This is a genomic window from Microbacterium sp. Be9, assembly GCF_011754135.1.
Taxonomy (GTDB): Bacteria; Actinomycetota; Actinomycetes; order Actinomycetales; family Microbacteriaceae; genus Microbacterium; species Microbacterium maritypicum_A.
The window spans coordinates 765,138-781,471 of the sequence record NZ_WNWT01000004.1 but is presented as its reverse complement, the minus strand read 5'-3'; the positions used below and the strand labels follow the sequence as shown (position 1 = coordinate 781,471).

Annotated in this window: 13 protein-coding genes; 7 read left to right on the top strand and 6 right to left on the bottom strand. The window is 68.5% G+C overall.

Features of this window, described 5'->3' with window-relative positions; translation table 11 throughout:
- Position 1: 1 nt before the first annotated feature.
- Positions 2-1,144 (bottom strand): acyltransferase family protein, encoded by a 1,143-nt coding sequence (locus GLO27_RS07975; RefSeq protein ID WP_167254316.1) that lies wholly within the window; start codon positions 1,142-1,144, stop codon positions 2-4.
- Between the two features lie 110 nt (positions 1,145-1,254).
- On the opposite strand from GLO27_RS07975, the gene GLO27_RS07970 reads away from it, so the two are divergent.
- Genes GLO27_RS07970 through GLO27_RS07960 form a run of 3 tightly spaced genes read left to right on the top strand, consistent with a single transcriptional unit; the run spans position 1,255 to position 4,531 of the window.
- The gene (locus tag GLO27_RS07970; RefSeq protein ID WP_021198610.1) at positions 1,255-2,481 is read left to right on the top strand and encodes an LLM class flavin-dependent oxidoreductase; all 1,227 of its coding nucleotides are present in this window, start codon (positions 1,255-1,257) and stop codon (positions 2,479-2,481) included.
- A 1-nt stretch (position 2,482) separates the two neighbouring features.
- A complete protein-coding gene (locus GLO27_RS07965; protein WP_167254314.1) occupies positions 2,483-3,127 on the top strand; it encodes an FMN reductase in 645 nt (214 codons plus the stop codon).
- Positions 3,128-3,178: 51 nt separating this feature from the next.
- Positions 3,179-4,531, top strand: a complete 1,353-nt coding sequence (locus tag GLO27_RS07960) for an FAD-binding oxidoreductase (protein ID WP_167254312.1) — start codon at positions 3,179-3,181, stop codon at positions 4,529-4,531.
- A gap of 3 nt (positions 4,532-4,534) precedes the next feature.
- Here the strand turns inward: GLO27_RS07960 and GLO27_RS07955 are convergent, their stop codons facing one another.
- Positions 4,535-5,224, bottom strand: coding sequence for a response regulator (locus GLO27_RS07955; protein ID WP_136023728.1), 690 nt, complete (start codon positions 5,222-5,224; stop codon positions 4,535-4,537).
- Entirely contained in the window at positions 5,221-6,501 is a 1,281-nt protein-coding gene (locus GLO27_RS07950) for an ATP-binding protein (RefSeq protein WP_021198614.1), read from the bottom strand. The genes GLO27_RS07955 and GLO27_RS07950 overlap by 4 nt, the downstream gene beginning before the upstream one ends.
- Before the next feature lie 145 nt (positions 6,502-6,646).
- On the opposite strand from GLO27_RS07950, the gene GLO27_RS07945 reads away from it, so the two are divergent.
- On the top strand, positions 6,647-8,086 hold the full coding sequence (locus tag GLO27_RS07945; RefSeq protein ID WP_167254310.1) for a cation:dicarboxylase symporter family transporter: 1,440 nt from the start codon (positions 6,647-6,649) through the stop codon (positions 8,084-8,086).
- 71 nt (positions 8,087-8,157) lie between these two features.
- On the opposite strand, the gene GLO27_RS07940 is transcribed toward GLO27_RS07945, so the two are convergent.
- Positions 8,158-8,334, bottom strand: coding sequence for a DUF5302 domain-containing protein (locus GLO27_RS07940; protein ID WP_167254308.1), 177 nt, complete (start codon positions 8,332-8,334; stop codon positions 8,158-8,160).
- A gap of 31 nt (positions 8,335-8,365) precedes the next feature.
- Positions 8,366-8,950 carry a VTT domain-containing protein gene (locus tag GLO27_RS07935; RefSeq protein WP_029259006.1) on the bottom strand — a complete coding sequence of 195 codons (585 nt, stop codon included), beginning with the start codon at positions 8,948-8,950 and terminating at the stop codon, positions 8,366-8,368.
- A gap of 179 nt (positions 8,951-9,129) precedes the next feature.
- Between GLO27_RS07935 and GLO27_RS07930 the strand changes: the two genes are divergently transcribed.
- Positions 9,130-11,031: a GDSL-type esterase/lipase family protein gene (locus GLO27_RS07930; RefSeq protein ID WP_208323570.1), complete on the top strand. Its 1,902-nt coding sequence runs from the start codon at positions 9,130-9,132 to the stop codon at positions 11,029-11,031.
- 47 nt (positions 11,032-11,078) lie between these two features.
- Here the strand turns inward: GLO27_RS07930 and GLO27_RS07925 are convergent, their stop codons facing one another.
- Positions 11,079-12,389 (bottom strand): UDP-glucose/GDP-mannose dehydrogenase family protein, encoded by a 1,311-nt coding sequence (locus tag GLO27_RS07925; RefSeq protein WP_031206759.1) that lies wholly within the window; start codon positions 12,387-12,389, stop codon positions 11,079-11,081.
- A 360-nt stretch (positions 12,390-12,749) separates the two neighbouring features.
- Between GLO27_RS07925 and GLO27_RS07920 the strand changes: the two genes are divergently transcribed.
- Positions 12,750-15,026, top strand: coding sequence for a polyribonucleotide nucleotidyltransferase (locus GLO27_RS07920; protein WP_021198619.1), 2,277 nt, complete (start codon positions 12,750-12,752; stop codon positions 15,024-15,026).
- Positions 15,027-15,245: 219 nt separating this feature from the next.
- Positions 15,246-16,274 carry an aldo/keto reductase gene (locus GLO27_RS07915; RefSeq protein WP_021198620.1) on the top strand — a complete coding sequence of 343 codons (1,029 nt, stop codon included), beginning with the start codon at positions 15,246-15,248 and terminating at the stop codon, positions 16,272-16,274.
- Positions 16,275-16,334: the final 60 nt, after the last annotated feature.

The following is a 16,334-nucleotide window of genomic DNA, read 5'->3' as shown; positions in this document are numbered from 1 at the left end:
GTTATCGTCCGGTCTGGCGCGGGCGCCGCGAGCCCGTCGGGTCGTTCCGGCGCCCCTCCTTGGAGGCCAGCGCCGGGTCGGCGAAGAGCCACCCTGGGCGGGGTTCCACCAGCGGGCGGAAGACCCACCTGACCGGCTTCGTCGCCAGCGCGAGGGCGATCAGCACTGACGCCACGGTGACGAGGGGGAGCCAGATCCAGGTCGGCTCGAGGCTCTGCAGGATCCCGCTCTCGCGGAAGGGGTACAGCACGAACGAATGCAGGAGGAACACGTACATCGTGTACTGGCCGAATGCCGTCCACCAGTGGGCGCCCCGTGGGATGAGGGCGAAGAAGGCGGCGCTGAGCACGACGGCGAGCAACATCAGGAGTATCCGCACCCCGCCGGCCCACCACTGCTCCCCGCCCAGGTCGGCATAGGAGTCCTCGTAGAAGAGCCAGTGCCGCAGGTCGGACGCCTGCCACAGCGGAAGCCAGTTCCAGGCCGCAAAGCCGGCCAGAGCGAAGATCGCGACGGCGCCGCCCCGGATCCACCAGGGGCGGAAGTCGAGGAGGCGGAACCTGTCGACGATGTCGTGCTCGCGCAGCCACCAGCCCAGCGTGAAGAAGGGAAGGAGCCCCAGGGTGCGGGACAGCGAGAACGTGCTGTCGACGTTCGGCAGGTATCCCACTCCGACCGAGATGACCACGGTCCACAGCAGCGGCCACCGAAGCAGTGCGAGGTACGGGAGCACGAGCCGGAAGATCCCGAGCGCGAGGAGGAACCACAGCGTCCAGCTCGGTTTCGTGATGTTCGGATCGACCTGGCCCTCGACCAGCCATTTGGTGAGTGTCCACAGCGTCTCGAAGATGACGTAGGGGAGCAGGATGTCCGTGACCACCCTGGCCATCTGCGTCTTGGAGGGCGAGCCGGACTTCGAGAAGTAGCCGGAGATGATGGCGAACGCCGGCATGTGGAACGCGTACAGCGCGAGGTAGAACGCGAAGGCGATGTCGGAGTCGTACGTCAGGCGCTGGATCGCGTGACCGAGCACGACGAGCACGATGCAGACGTAGCGCGCGTTGTCCCAGAACGGCACACGTCTCCGCCTGCGGGGAACCGATCCTGTGGTGGGCCCTGAGATGTCGGCGCCGGCAGTGCTCATCGTTCGAGGCTACAGGCCGGGAATAAAGTTGCTGTGAGCGCGTTGACACAGATACATTCAAATGAATAGAAACGGATGCGAGTCATCCGGTTCGGAGACACGGAGCAATCATGAGCGAGCAGTCAGGCGCGCAGGCGATGCAGTTCGGCATCATGTCGGTCAGCGACATCACGCGCGATCCCACCACCGGGATCACCCCCAGTGAGCAGGAGCGCATCAAGGCGACCACGGCGATCGCCGTGCACGCCGAAGAGGTCGGACTCGACGTCTTCGCGATCGGCGAGCACCACAACCCGCCGTTCTGGTCCTCCAGCCCCACGACCTTCCTCGCGGCGCTGGCCGCGCAGACCGAGCGCCTGATCGTCTCCACGTCGACGACGCTCATCACCACGAACGATCCCGTGCGCATCGCCGAGGAGTACGCGATGCTGCAGCATGTCTCTGACGGCCGCATGGACCTCATGCTCGGTCGTGGCAACACCGGTCCTGTGTATCCCTGGTTCGGTCAGGACATCCGCCAGGGACTCCCGCTCGCGATCGAGAACTACGCCCTGCTGCACAAGCTGTGGCGTGAGGACGTCGTCGACTGGGAGGGCAAGTTCCGCACGCCGCTGCAGGGCTTCACGTCGACTCCGCGCCCCCTCGACGGGATCGCGCCGTTCGTATGGCACGGATCCATCCGTACCCCGGAGATCGCCGAGCAGGCTGCGTACTACGGTGACGGCTTCTTCGCGAACAACATCTTCTGGCCCAAGGAGCACTACCAGCGCCTCATCGAGCTGTACCGCCAGCGCTTCGAGCACTACGGCCACGGCACACGGGAACAGGCGATCGTGGGTCTCGGCGGACAGGTGTTCATGGCCGCGAAGTCGCAGGACGCGGTGAACCAGTTCCGTCCGTACTTCGACAACGCGCCCGTCTACGGTCACGGGCCGAGCATGGAGGACTTCACCGAGATGACTCCGCTGACGGTGGGTTCCCCGCAGCAGGTGATCGACCGATACGCCGCGATGCGCGAGCACTACGGTGACTACCAGCGGCAGCTCTTCCTGATCGACCACGCGGGTCTGCCGCTCAAGACGGTGCTGGAGCAGCTCGACATCCTCGGTTCCGAGGTCGTGCCGGTGCTCCGCAAGGAGCTCGCGAAAGACCGCCCCGCCGCCGTGCCCGACGCGCCGACCCACACGGCACGCGTCAGGGCCGAATTCGGCGACGGTCCGACCCGTCAGGCGCGCCCCGGCGCCAACCGCGGTGACAACCTGACAGGCGATTCGCCCTACCAGGACAGCCCGGCCCCCGCAGGCGCAGCCTTCGGGCTCGGCCGCACGGAGGCGTGACATGACCGTGCGTCGTATCGCCGTGGTCTCCGCCGGCCTGTCGAACCCGTCGTCCACGAGGATGCTCGCGGACCGACTCGCGGCCGAGACCGTGAAAGCCCTCGCCGAGCACGACATCGAAGCGAACGTCGACGTGATCGAGCTGCGGGACTATGCGCACGACATCACGAACAACCTGCTCACCGGGTTCGCGCCGCCGGCCCTGGAGACGGCGATCAACACCGTGGTCTCCGCCGACGCGCTGATCGCGGTGACGCCGATCTTCTCGACGAGCTACTCGGGGTTGTTCAAGTCCTTCATCGACGTGCTCGACCCGGATGCGCTCACCGGCACGCCCGTGCTGATCGGTGCGAACGCCGGCACCGCGCGGCACTCGCTGGCGATCGACTACGCGATCCGCCCGCTCTTCGCCTACCTGCATGCGGAGCCCGTCTCGACCGGGGTGTTCGCGGCATCGAGCGACTGGGGTGGAGCGGGAGACGACGTCGCGCCGCTCGCCAAGCGCGTCGAGAAGGGTGCCAGGGAGTTGGCGGAGGCGATCGCCCGACGCGAGGCGACCGCCGTCGCCGACCCGTACGATCCGGCGACGTACCTGGGAGAGGGGCGTTCCTTCGGCCACATGCTCGGCGGTCTCGCGGGCGAGTGAGCGGCGCATGACGCCATCGACGATGTCCGAGGGATATCGTACGGTGGCGTCATGCCCACACACCCCGCGCTCGTCGCGCTCCAGGAACGACTCACCGGCACCTTCCTCCTCCCCGAAGACGACGCTTACGATGCAGCGCGACAGCCGTGGAATCTCGCGATCGAGCAGCGGCCGGATGCGGTGGCGATACCTGCCGACGTCGACGACCTCCGTGCACTGCTGAGTGCGGCACGCGAGTCCGGCACGCCGCTCGCGATCCAGCCGAATGGTCATGGCGCCTCCGGATCCCTGGCCGGCACCGTGCTCGTGCGCATGGGCGCTTTCGACGATCTGGAGGTCGACCTCGAAAGCGGCATCGTCAGAGTCGGTACCGGCGTGCGCTGGGGAGCTGTCGTCGAGGCGCTCGAAGGCTCGGGGTGGGTCGCTCCTGCCGGAACCAGTCCGGTGGTGAGCGTCGCGGGGTACACGCTGGGCGGCGGACACTCGTGGTTCAGCCGGACGGCGGGTCTCGGGTCCGACAACCTGCGCGCGGCGTGGGTGCTGCGCACCGACGGCACGCACGAGCGCGTCGACGACGACACCGATGCCGACCTCATGTGGGCGCTGCGGGGCGCCGGCGGCCTCGTCGGGATCGTGACCGCGACCGAGATCGATCTGGTGCGGGCACCCGCCGTCTGGGAGGCGAACCTCACCTTCGACGTCGCTGATGCCCCAGCGGTGGTCCGTGCCGTCCGCGACCTCGCAGCCTCGGCTCCGTCGACGCTCAACGTCTTCCTCAACTCGATGCGCATGCCGGACGCCCCGCAGCTTCCGGAGGAGATCAGGGGAAGGAGCTTCCTCACGGTCCAGGCGCTGTCGGCCGACGGGCCGCAGGAGGAGCTGATCGACACCATACGGCGGGCAGGTACGGTGCGCAGGGAGATCACCGGGCCGACGTCGCCGGCGGCACTCGCGGCCGCCTCGAACGAGCCGACGGATCCCACGCCGGGGCGTGGGGCGTCGATGGCGCTCAGCGTGCTCGACGATGCGACAATCGACGCCCTCCTCGAATTCCGGGAGCTGCCGGAGCAGTGGCCGATCATGGGCATCGACATCCGTATGCTCGGCGGTGCTCTCGATGCACCGCGGCGTGAGGGCTTCGCCTCGCTCGAATCCGTGGGCTGGCTGTTGCACGCTCTCGTGCCGGTGATCCCTGGAGTGCCCGCAGAACCGGGAGAGATGAGTCTCGAGGCCTTCCGAGAGCTGCTGGGACCGAACGAGGCATCGCAGACCGTGGCGACCTTCCTCGAACCGGAACAGACCCTCGAGCGCTGCGGGTCCGACGACGAGATCGCCCGGCTTCGTGATCTGCGTGCGCGCTTCGATCCGCACGCGGTGCTGCACGACGGACGGCTGCCGCGCTGACGGTCAGGTCCCCGGGCCGGGTCGCCTCTTCCAGTCGTACTCGGTCTCCGGCCGTCCGCGGGTCCCGTATCGCGCAGACCGCGTGAGCACGCCTTCGGCGACCAGGTGCTCCAGGTAGCGACGCACGGCGACCCGCGACATGCCGAGACGCTCTGCCGCCTCGCTCGCCGAGAGCGGCCCGTCGGTGCGCAACTCGGCGGTGACCCTGTCGAGCGAGGCCGCCGAGAGCCCCTTGGGGAGGGGGATCGTCGCGGTGGAACGCCCGAGCAGGGCGTCGATTTCCGCCTGCGTCGCTTCGCCCTCGGTGCTCCGCGCCTGTTCGCGGTGCGCGCGGTACTGCTCCATCCGCTCGCGGAACACCGCGAAGGGGAACGGCTTGATCAGATACTGGAAGACACCGAGTGCGGCCATCTGTCGAACGGCGTCGGCGTCGCGGACGCCGGTGATGGCGATCACATCCACGGCCGCGGATCGCCCGCGAAGCGTGCGGAGCACGTCGATGCCGGAGCCGTCCGGCATCGTGATGTCGAGCAGAACCAGGTCGAATGCATCGGGGCGCTCCAGCACGGCCCTCATGGCGGCTCGGGCCCCCGTGCACTCGCCGGCGACGACGAACCCGTCGAGGCGGGCCATGTAGTCGCGATGCAGTTCGAGGGTCAGAGCATCGTCATCGACGATGAGTGTGCGGATCATGCCGGAGACCTCCGTGGCCCTGCTGCGGGGAGGACGACCCGGAACGTCGTCGGATCGTCACTCACGGTCACGGAACCGCCGGCGCCGGTGACCACGGAACGGACGAGCGCGAGGCCGACGCCGCGACCCTGCGCGTCGGCGGGCTTCGTGGAGTAGCCCTGGTCGAAGATCCGCTCCCGCAGGGAAGGCGGGATGCCGGGGCCGCTGTCCGAGACCTCGAGCATGATCCCGGCACCGTGCGGGCGGAGCGAGACCTGAACCCAGCGGTCGTCGGACTCAGCGGCCGCATCCATGGCGTTGTCCACGAGATTGCCGAGCACCGAGACGGCGTCCACCGGGGACAGCGGTGTGCGAGGTGTGTCGGGTTCGATGCGCACCCGCCAATCGATGCCGCGTTCCTTGGCCTGGGAGGCTTTGCCGAGAAGGAGAGCACCCACGGCGGGATCCCCGTGTCGTCGTGCGGTCACCTGGTCGACGAGCGACTGGCTCTGTCGAGAAGTCTCGGTGAGGATCTCGATCGCCTCGTCCCGGCGCCCGAGTTCGAGCAGAGCGACGGCGGCGTGCATCCGATTCCCGTGCTCGTGGGTCTGCGCGCGCAGGGCTTCGCCCAGAGTGCGGATCGATTCGTAGGAAGAGACCGCGTCGCGCACCTGACCGGGTGGCAGATCGCCCGCGATGCGGCGGGTCACGCGTCGGGCGATCACGGCACCGCCGGCACCGAGGGCGACGAGGCCGATCGTGATGCCGAGGGTGAGAGGCAGGCGGCGGATCAGGGTGTCGGTGATCGACTCTGTCGTCACGCCGGCCGAGACCCAGCCGATCAGCGCGCCGTCCGTCGTCGTCACCGGCGCGATGGTGCGCACCGAAGGGCCGAGAGTGCCGGTGAACTCCTCGGTGAGTGGAATGGGCGATGACGGGATCGTTCCCAGGTAGTGACCGCCGATCTGGTCGGTGTCGGGGTGCGTGATCCGCGTGCCGTCCGGCGTCATGACCGTGATGAAGTCGAGTCCTGCACTGGCGATCACCGCGAGCGAATAGGGCTCGAGCACCGGGGTCGCTGAGCCCGGATCATCCCCGCGCAGACCGTCGATCACCAGGGGAGAGGAGGCGAACGCGGCGGCGGTGGCCGCCGTCACCCGTTCGGCCTCGGCGCGGATCGACCGCTGCGCCTCGACCACCAGGTAGACGGCCACCAGAGCGCCGATCACGACGGCCGCGACGAGCAGCACCGCGAAGACCCGGGATGCGGCGCTGCGTGCGCGGGAGGTGTGCGCCATCGCTTCCTCCGATCGTCGATGCTCCGGTGCCGTGACCAATACGACCACAAGTCGCCTCCGTGCGTGAAGTCGGAGACCGTGAGATCTGATCGGCGGCGACGCAGCCGCCCACCAGACGAAGACGTCGATGATCGAGGAGGACGCGATGGCGCTCACAACAGGATTCTCACTGCCGAAGTTCAATTGGCGACGAGGGAAGCAATCGTGGGATCGGCACACCTGGCTGTACGTGTCCGTGCTCCTTGCCGTCGTGCTCGGCGCTGTCGTCGGTCTCGTGTGGCCGGACGTCGGGCAGGCGTTCGAGCCGCTGGGCAAGGGGTTCGTCGCGCTGATCAAGATGATGATCGCGCCGATCATCTTCTGCACGATCGTCGTCGGGGTGGGATCGATCGCCAAGGCGGCCACCGTCGGCAAGATCGGCGGACTGGCGCTGCTGTACTTCATGATCATGTCGACCTTCGCACTCGCGATCGGCCTCGTCGTCGGCAACATCATCCACCCCGGTGCCGGTCTCGACATGGCCTCCTCGACCTATGATGCGGTCGAGACCGAGGCCAAGACCACGCAGGAGTTCATCCTCGGCATCATCCCGACGACGTTCTTCTCGGCCTTCACGGGGGAGAGCGTGCTGCAGGTGCTCTTCATCGCGCTGCTCGTCGGCTTCGCCCTGCAGGGGCTCGGCGATCGCGGTGCCCCGATCATGGAGGCTGTCAAGCAGCTGCAGAAACTGGTCTTCCGCATCCTCGGCATGATCCTGTGGCTTGCGCCTCTCGGAGCCTTCGGCGCCATCGCCGCGGTGGTGGGCAAGACCGGTGTCGCCGCCATCTGGAGCCTCGGAACGCTGATGGTCGCGTTCTACATCACCTGCATCCTGTTCATCGTCGTGATCCTCGGAGTGCTGTTGTGGACGGTTACGCGGGTGAACATCTTCTCCCTCATGAAGTACCTCGCCAGGGAGTACCTGCTCATCGTCGGCACCTCGTCGTCGGAGTCAGCGCTGCCTCGACTGATCGCGAAGATGGAGTTCGTCGGCGTCTCCAAGCCTGTCGTCGGCATCACCGTACCGACCGGATACTCGTTCAACCTCGACGGCACGGCCATCTACCTGACCATGGCCTCGCTGTTCATCGCCACCGGTATGGGGCAGCCGATGACGATCGGCGAGCAGATCGGCCTGCTGGTGTTCATGATCATCGCCAGCAAGGGGGCAGCGGGTGTCACCGGTGCCGGTCTCGCCACCCTCGCCGGTGGTCTCCAGGCCTACCGCCCTGATCTGGTGGACGGTGTCGGCGTGATCGTCGGCATCGACCGGTTCATGTCCGAGGGCCGCGCGCTCACGAACTTCACCGGCAACGCGGTGGCGACGCTCCTGATCGGCACCTGGACGAAGCAGATCGACCGCGACCGTGTGCGGCGCGTGCTCAGCGGCGAGCTGCCGTTCGACGAGTCCCTGCTCGACGGCGTCGACGCCCACGGAAACGCGGACGCTCCGCAGGCTGCGGACATGCAGGAGCTGCGTGAGGCGGCGGTCACCGAGATGGCGGCGAAGGAGGAGCGGGCCAGGCTTCGCGCCGATCGCGCCTGACGCGAGATCGCGCACGACGAGAGGGTGAGGGATGCGGGAGGCCGGCCGAGCCGGCTCCCGCATCCGCGCGGTCAACCGCTCTTGCGTCGGAACTCGCGCCGGGTCTGCGGGGCGTTCGCACTGTGCACGGCGGAGTCGCCGTCGACGTGTGCCTCGCCCTGCCGGTGGTGCGCGTTCTTCTTCTCGAGCGCTTCCTTGAACTTGCGCTTCATCTCCTCGGACGAGGAGGCGCCTTCTTCGGTGCTCATGCCCCGAGCCTAGAGCAACCGGTCCGGCCGGTCATCCTCTGGTGCGGCGCACGCACAGGTCGATCACCGCTCCGAGTCCGATCGCGAGCACGATCGACACCGGCACCGCGACAAGGGGGCCGCCGGGAAGGATCGCCGCAACGGCTGCACCGACCGCTGCCTGGTAGAGCGCCCACCCGGTCGCGGCCAGGGCGACGAGAGCGAGATAGCGGGGAGGATGGATGCGCGATGCTCCGGCGACCAGGTTGATCGCCAGGCGCGCGAACGGCACGAACCGGGCGGTGAACAGCACCGTCGCCATCCCGCCGTCCAAGCGGCGTCGGGCCCACACCAGAGCCTGCTGCACACGGGGCATCCTCATCCACCGCCAGCGCTCGGTTCCCACCGAACGCCCGATGAGGTAGCAGCAGGCGTCTCCGACGGCCGCGGCGACGGCGGCGCAGATGACCACGGCCCAGAGCGGCGGGGAACCCGTGGTCACGGCGACGGCGCCGAGCGCCGTCACCGCGACCTCACCCGGCACGACGACGAAGAAGGCATCGCCGACGACGAGCAGACTCATCACCGCCAGGCTCCACGGGCTGGCGAGCGATGCGGTCAGCAGATCCGTCGGCACGTCGCCCACTGTGCCCGCGACGGGTGAACGGGAACCAAAGACCGGATAGCCGGTGACCCCTTCTCCAGCATCCGGTGAACATCTGGTGCAGGGGAGCGTCTCCGGCGCATGGAGCTCCCGAGTCCCGTCATCCTGGTGCTGTGAGAGTAGCGATCGTCACAGAATCCTTCCTTCCGCACATGAACGGCGTCACCGGCTCGGTGCTGCAGATCCTGCGGCACCTCGAGCGGCGAGGGCATGAGGCGCATGTCGTCGCCCCCGCTGCGGTCGGCGTCCCCGCCGAGGTGAGCGGGGCACGCATCGAGGCGATTCCGAGCCTCGCGCTGCCGGGGTACCGTCATGTGCGGGTGGGCACGTCGAGCGCTCGCCGGGTCGCGTCCTCACTCGCGCGCTTCCAGCCCGATGTCGTGCACCTCGCCTCCCCGTTCGCTCTGGGATGGCGGGGGGTGCTCGCAGCCGAACGCCTCGACCTGCCTGCCGTCGCCGCTTACCAGACCGATGTCGCCGCATACACCGAGCGCTACCGGATCGCGGCGACCACCGGCATCGCCCAGACTCACATCGCCCGCTTGCACAGGCGCGCGACCCTGACCCTGGCGCCTTCGGCTGACTCGGCCGGGCAGCTCGCCGCGCTCGGCATCGATCGCGTCCGGCGGTGGGGGAGAGGTGTCGATGCCGAACGCTTCCAGCCCGCGCGGCGCCAGTATGCGCTCCGCTCCGAGTGGGGCGCCGACGTCGTGATCGGCTATGTGGGACGCCTCGCTCCTGAGAAGCAGGTCGAAGACCTCGCCGCGCTCCGCGACATCCCGGGCACGCGACTGGTGATCGTCGGAGACGGACCCAGCAGGGCACGGCTGCAGGGCCTGCTCCCCGACGCCCTGTTCCTCGGCCACCTCGACGGCGGTGAGTTGGCCGCGGCGATGGCGTCGTTCGACCTCTTCGTGCACCCGGGCGAGAGTGAGACCTTCGGGCAGACCCTGCAGGAAGCGCACGCGAGTGGCGTACCCGTCGTAGCCACGGGGCGTGGCGGCCCGCTCGACCTCGTACGCATGGGAATCGATGGTTGGCTCTACCGGCCGGGCGACCTCGACGATCTGCGGATGCGCGTGGCCGATCTCGCCGGAGATGCGCGCAAGCGACGCGCGTTCGGCGATGCGGGGCGCGTAGCCGTGCAGGAGCGCAGCTGGGAGAGCGTGTGCGATCAGCTCCTCGGCCACTTCGACGAGGCTCGGATGCTGCAGAGGGCCGATTCCGGGGCGCGCTCCCGCCGCGTCGTGCGACCGGAACCGTCCGCGCCGGTCACCGCCCGTCGATGGCACCGCTACGTCGCTCTCGGCGACTCCCTGACGGAAGGACTGTGCGACCCGGCACCCGACGGTGCCCTCCGCGGGTGGGCCGACCGCCTCGCCCTGCTGCTCGCCGCCAGAGGAAGCCTGCACTACGCGAACCTGGCGGTCCGGTCCAAGCGCGTGCGCGACCTCACCGGCCAGCAACTGACGCGAGCACTCGAACTGCGCCCCGACCTCGCGTCGATCCTGATCGGGGCGAACGACCTCGTGAAGCGCCGTGTCGACGTCACAGCGCTCGCCGCGGAGCTCGAGGGGGCGGTGCGACAGTTGCGGGGGATCGGTGCCGACGCGCTTCTGGTGACGCCGTTCCTTCCCGGGCGCCGCGCGGCATCGCTCTACACGAGGAGGTTCTCCGCCTTCGCGACCGCATTGACCGGTATCGCGGCTCGCACCGGAGCGATCCTGATCGACACGGACCTGCATCCCTCATTGGGCGAGCGCCCGAACTGGGGCGAAGACCTGGTGCACCTCAGCAGTCGAGGGCACCGTTTCCTCGCCTATCGCGCCGGCGAGATACTCGGAGTGCCCGATGCGGACACACTGGGAGTGCTCGATGCCGCGATGCACGAGCATGAGCCCATCGGCGCGGGGGTATGGTGGCGCCGTCACGCGTTGCCCTGGGTCTGGCGTCGGCTGCACGGGCGGGCGGCGGGCGACGGGCGGCTCGCGAAGCACGACGACTACGTCTACCTCGGTCGCTCGTCCGCAGCGAGGACGGCGTTCGTCCGCTGACCTCGTGCTCCGGTGGAGTGTTCGGTGCCGCCCCTGCCGTGGGTGCCTCAACGCCGCCCCATGCCGTGGTACTGCCAACCGGCAGCACGCCAGGAGAGGGAGTCGAGACAGTTCCGTCCGTCGATGATGATCCGTCCCCGCACGAGTGCGCCGGCGTGCTCGGGCGAGAGGTCGCGCCGGTACTCGTCCCATTCGGTGACGACGACGACGGCGTCGGCCTCCCGCAGCGCCTCGTCGCGGTCACGCGCGTAGCCGAGCTGAGGGTGCGCAGCCGCGGCGTTGTCGACGGCAGCCGGGTCGGTCACGACGACATCCGCGCCCAGCCCGCGCAGTCGCACGGCAACGTCCAGGGCCGGTGAATCGCGGATGTCGTCGCTGAACGGTTTGAAGGCGGCGCCCAGCACGGCGATCCGCCGGCCGAACACGAGCCCGCCCAGCGCGTCGACCACGAGCTGCACCGCCCGATCACGGCGACGGAGGTTGATGCTGTCGACCTCGCGCAGGAACCCGACCGCTTCGCCGCGTCCCAGCTCTTCGGCCCGTGCGGCGAACGCGCGGATGTCCTTGGGAAGGCACCCTCCGCCGAAGCCGATGCCCGCGCCGAGGTAGCGTCGGCCGATGCGGGTGTCATGCCCGAGCGCGTCGGCGAGCAGGCCGACATCGGCACCGGACGCCTCGGCGATCTCGGCCATCGCGTTGATGAACGAGATCTTGGTGGCCAGGAACGCGTTCGCCGCGCCCTTGACCAGCTCGGCCGTCGCGAGATCCGTGACGAGGAAGGGCGTCCCCGCGTCGAGGGCCGGCGCGTACACCTCTCGCAGGACTCCGACCGCGCGCTGACCCGCCGCATCGGCCTCGGCGCCGACCACGAGGCGGTCCGGGGTCAGAGTGTCGTGCACGGCCCAGCCTTCGCGCAGGAACTCGGGGTTCCACACGAGCGTCGCTCCCGTGACGGCGATGCGCCCGGCCACCGCGACGGCTGTACCGACCGGCACGGTGGATTTGCCCGCGACGACGTCACCGACGCGCAGATGGGGGAGCAGCCCGTCGACTGCCGCATCGACGTGACGCAGATCCGCGGCATGCCCACCCGGCATCTGCGGAGTGCCGACGGCGAGGAAGTGCACGTCCGCACCCGCGGCGTCCGCCATCCGGTCGCTGAAGCGGAGCCGCCCCGAGCGCAGGCCATCCGCCAGCAGCTCCGGCAGCCGTGGCTCGAAGAACGGTGCGGTGCCGGACGCGAGGGCCGCGATCTTCTGCGCGTCGACGTCGATGCCGATCACGTCGTGTCCGACGGAGGCCATGGCGGCGGCGTGCACGGCACCGAGGTAGCCGCAGCCGATCACTGACAAGCGCATGGACTCCACCACAGCGGACGCCCGTCGCTTCGCGGAGTCCGCACGGTGAACGGGCTGTGGACGCGAGATGTCGGATCCGCGATGCGCGACGAGACGCAGGATTTGAGGTCAGCGCTGGTAGGGTGGATGAGGTTGACGTGTGTCAACCGCATAATTTCATATCGACTCATGGAGCGATCGGCGGAGAAGCTGGTCCCCTGTGGTGGGTTCCTCGGCGGATGTCGGGTGGCTTTCTACTGGTGGCCAGCGCAGGCGAGATTCGCGGGAGTGCCCGCGCGCCCGAACCCCTCTGTTCCGCTCCTTTGAACACGCTCGCGCGTCACATGGATTCGCGAGTCTAAACAAAGAAGGAGAGACCTCTTGGAAGGTCCTGAAATCACCGCCACCGAGGCCGTTCTCGACAACGGCCGCTTCGGCACCCGCACCATCCGCTTCGAGACCGGCCGCCTCGCGCAGCAGGCTCAGGGCGCCGTCGCCGCGTACCTCGACGGCGAGACCATGCTCCTCTCGGCCACCAGCGCAGGCAAGCACCCGCGCGAGGGCTTCGACTTCTTCCCGCTGACGGTCGATGTCGAGGAGCGTTCCTACGCTGCCGGCAAGATCCCCGGTTCGTTCTTCCGTCGCGAGGGCCGCCCCTCCACCGAGGCGATCCTGGTCTGCCGTCTGATCGACCGCCCGCTGCGTCCGTCGTTCGTCGACGGCCTGCGCAACGAGGTCCAGATCGTCATCACCGTCCTGTCGATCGCACCGGGCGAGTTCTACGACGCTCTCGCGATCAACGCCGCTTCCGCGTCGACGCAGATCTCGGGTCTGCCGTTCTCGGGTCCCGTCGCCGGTGTGCGTCTCGCGTTCATCCCCGGCCAGGGCGAGCACGCCGACCAGTGGGTCGCGTTCCCGACCGCCGAGCAGGTCTCGGAGGCCGTGTTCGACCTGATCGTCGCCGGTCGCGTCGTGACCAAGGCCGATGGCACGGAAGACGTCGCCATCATGATGGTCGAGGCCGAGGCCACCGAGCACAGCTGGAACCTGATCAAGGCCGGCGCCACCAAGCCGAACGAGGATGTCGTGGCCCAGGGCCTCGAGGCCTCGAAGCCCTTCATCGCGCAGCTCGTCAAGGCTCAGGCTGAACTCGCAGCGACCGCCTCGAAGGAGCCGGGCGTGTACCCGGTCTTCCCCGCGTACAGCGACGAGGTCTACAGCTTCGTCTCGGAGCGCGCATTCGCCGAACTCAGCGACGTGTACCAGATCGCGGACAAGGTCGAGCGTCAGACCGCTGACGATGCGATCAAGGACCGCGTCAAGGCAGAGCTGATCGAGGCCACCGAGGCGGGTTCGCTCCCGGCCGCGGCGCCGCTCGAGTTCTCCGCCGCGTACAAGTCCGTCACGAAGAAGATCGTGCGCGGACGCATCCTCACCGAGGGCGCCCGCATCGACGGTCGTGGTCTGGCGGACATTCGTCCGCTCGACGCCGAGGTGCAGGTCATCCCGCGCGTGCACGGCTCCGCGATCTTCCAGCGCGGCGAGACCCAGATCCTCGGTGTCACCACGCTGAACATGCTCAAGATGGAGCAGCAGATCGACTCGCTGTCGCCTGTGACGAGCAAGCGCTACATGCACCACTACAACTTCCCGCCCTACTCGACCGGTGAGACCGGCCGTGTCGGTTCGCCGAAGCGTCGCGAGATCGGGCACGGCTTCCTGGCCGAGCGCGCCCTCGTGCCGGTGCTGCCGAGCCGCGAGGAGTTCCCGTACGCGATCCGTCAGGTCTCCGAGGCGCTGAGCTCCAACGGCTCCACCTCGATGGGCTCGGTCTGCGCGTCGACCCTGTCGCTGCTGAACGCGGGTGTGCCGCTGCGCGCCCCCGTCGCCGGCATCGCGATGGGCCTCGTCTCCGACGAGGTCGACGGCGAGACCCGCTACGCGGCTCTGACCGACATCCTGGGTGCGGAAGACGCTCTCGGTGACATGGACTTCAAGGTCGCCGGTACCAGCGAGTTCGTCACGGCGATCCAGCTCGACACGAAGCTCGACGGCATCCCGTCGTCTGTGCTCGCCGGCGCGCTGACCCAGGCCCGTGAGGCTCGTCTGACGATCCTCAACGTCCTGAACGCCGCGATCGACGCTCCGGACGAGATGGCGCCCACCGCGCCTCGCGTCATCAGCGTGCAGATCCCGGTCGACAAGATCGGCGAGTTGATCGGCCCGAAGGGCAAGACGATCAACGCGATCCAGGACGAGACCGGTGCGCAGATCTCCATCGAGGAGGACGGCACCGTCTACATCGGCGCGACCGACGGCCCCTCGGCCGAGGCCGCCCGCGCCCAGGTCAACGCGATCGCTAACCCCACGAACCCGGAGGTCGGGGAGCAGTTCCTCGGCACCGTCGTGAAGATCGCCACCTTCGGTGCGTTCGTCTCGCTGCTCCCGGGCAAGGATGGCCTCCTGCACGTCACCGAGGTGCGCAAGCTCGCCGGTGGCAAGCGGGTCGAGAACGTCGACGACGTGCTCTCGGTCGGCCAGAAGATCCTCGTGAAGATCACGAAGATCGACGACCGCGGCAAGCTCTCGCTCGAGCCCGTCCTGGACGACGCTCCTGCCGCTGACGCAGCACCCGCCGAGGACGCTGCAGCCGAGTAAGCGCAGCGTTCCAACGGAACCCGGGTCTCTCCGTCAGGGAGGGGCCCGGGTTCTGCGCTGTCACGGTGTGACCAAATCGTTATCGGGCGTTTCCGCGCCGTTCCCCGGATTGGTCAGGACGTTCGCTGAATTCGCTTACCCTCGAAGTACGCACCGGGGGGTGCAGATCGAGCAGGTACGCAGGTCGGCACGCACCGATCGACGCGGGGGTGAGAGAGTATGCGGTTGTTCAGCGTAGGCGCAGGAGCGTCTGAGGAACGTGCCCAGCAGGGCATCGCCGAGCATCCCTCTGCGCCCATCCCGATCGTCGGGCCAGGGATAGGGGAGACGATCCGAACCGCTCTCGGCGAGACCGGCTACGAGACGTTCCCGTTGATGCTGGGAGCTGCGGAGTTCGGCTGGAACGTCGACCTCGAGACCAGCCACGGCATCCTCGACCGCTACGTGGAGTTCGGCGGAAACGCGATCCACACGGCTGACGGCTTCTCCGGGGGTCGCAGCGAGCACATCATCGGGCAGTGGCTGCGTTCACGCGGCCAGCGCGACCGCAGCATCGTGAGTGTGCGCATCGGGGCCCACGCCGACAACCCCGGTCTGGGCTCGGTCAATCTCGTCCGCGCGGTGGAGGGGTCCCTGACGCGTCTCGACGTGGATCGCATCGATGTCGTCTACCTCGACGCCACCCTCGATGCGACCACGAACCTCGAAGACACGTTGGCGACCGTCGAATGGTTGATGGAGGCCGGAAAGATCGGTGCGCTCGGTGCGTTCGGGTTCGCGCCGGAGCGACTCGTCGAGGCGCGCATCCTTGCGTCGGCCGGCTACCCGCGCATCAAGGTGATCGATGCGCCGTACAACCTCGTCCGTCGTCAGCCGTTCGAGGGTGATCTCCGGCTCGTCGCGGGTGCGCAGAACCTCGCGGTCACGCCATCGCACGCGCTCGAGCACGGCTTTCTCTCCGGGCGCCACCGCAGCAAGGCGCTCACCTCGCGCGGCGTGCGGGGCGAGCAGCTGCGAGGGCATCTCAACCGCCGGGGCATCAAGATCCTGCGCGCTCTCGATCAGGTCGCCGACGAGGTGAGCGCTCCGGTCGCGGCGGTGTCCGTGGCTTGGTTGCTCGCCCAGCGCACGGTCGCCGCGCCGATCGTCAACGCCTTCGCCAGCGATCACGTCGATGAGCTCATGCAGGGAGCGGGCGTCTCGCTTTCGCGCAGCCAGGTCGCCGAGCTCACCCGGGCGGGAAACTGAGTATCCCTTCACCCGTGACATAGGGTGGAAGGGAGGCCCGGCGGATGCTGGCGATGAAGC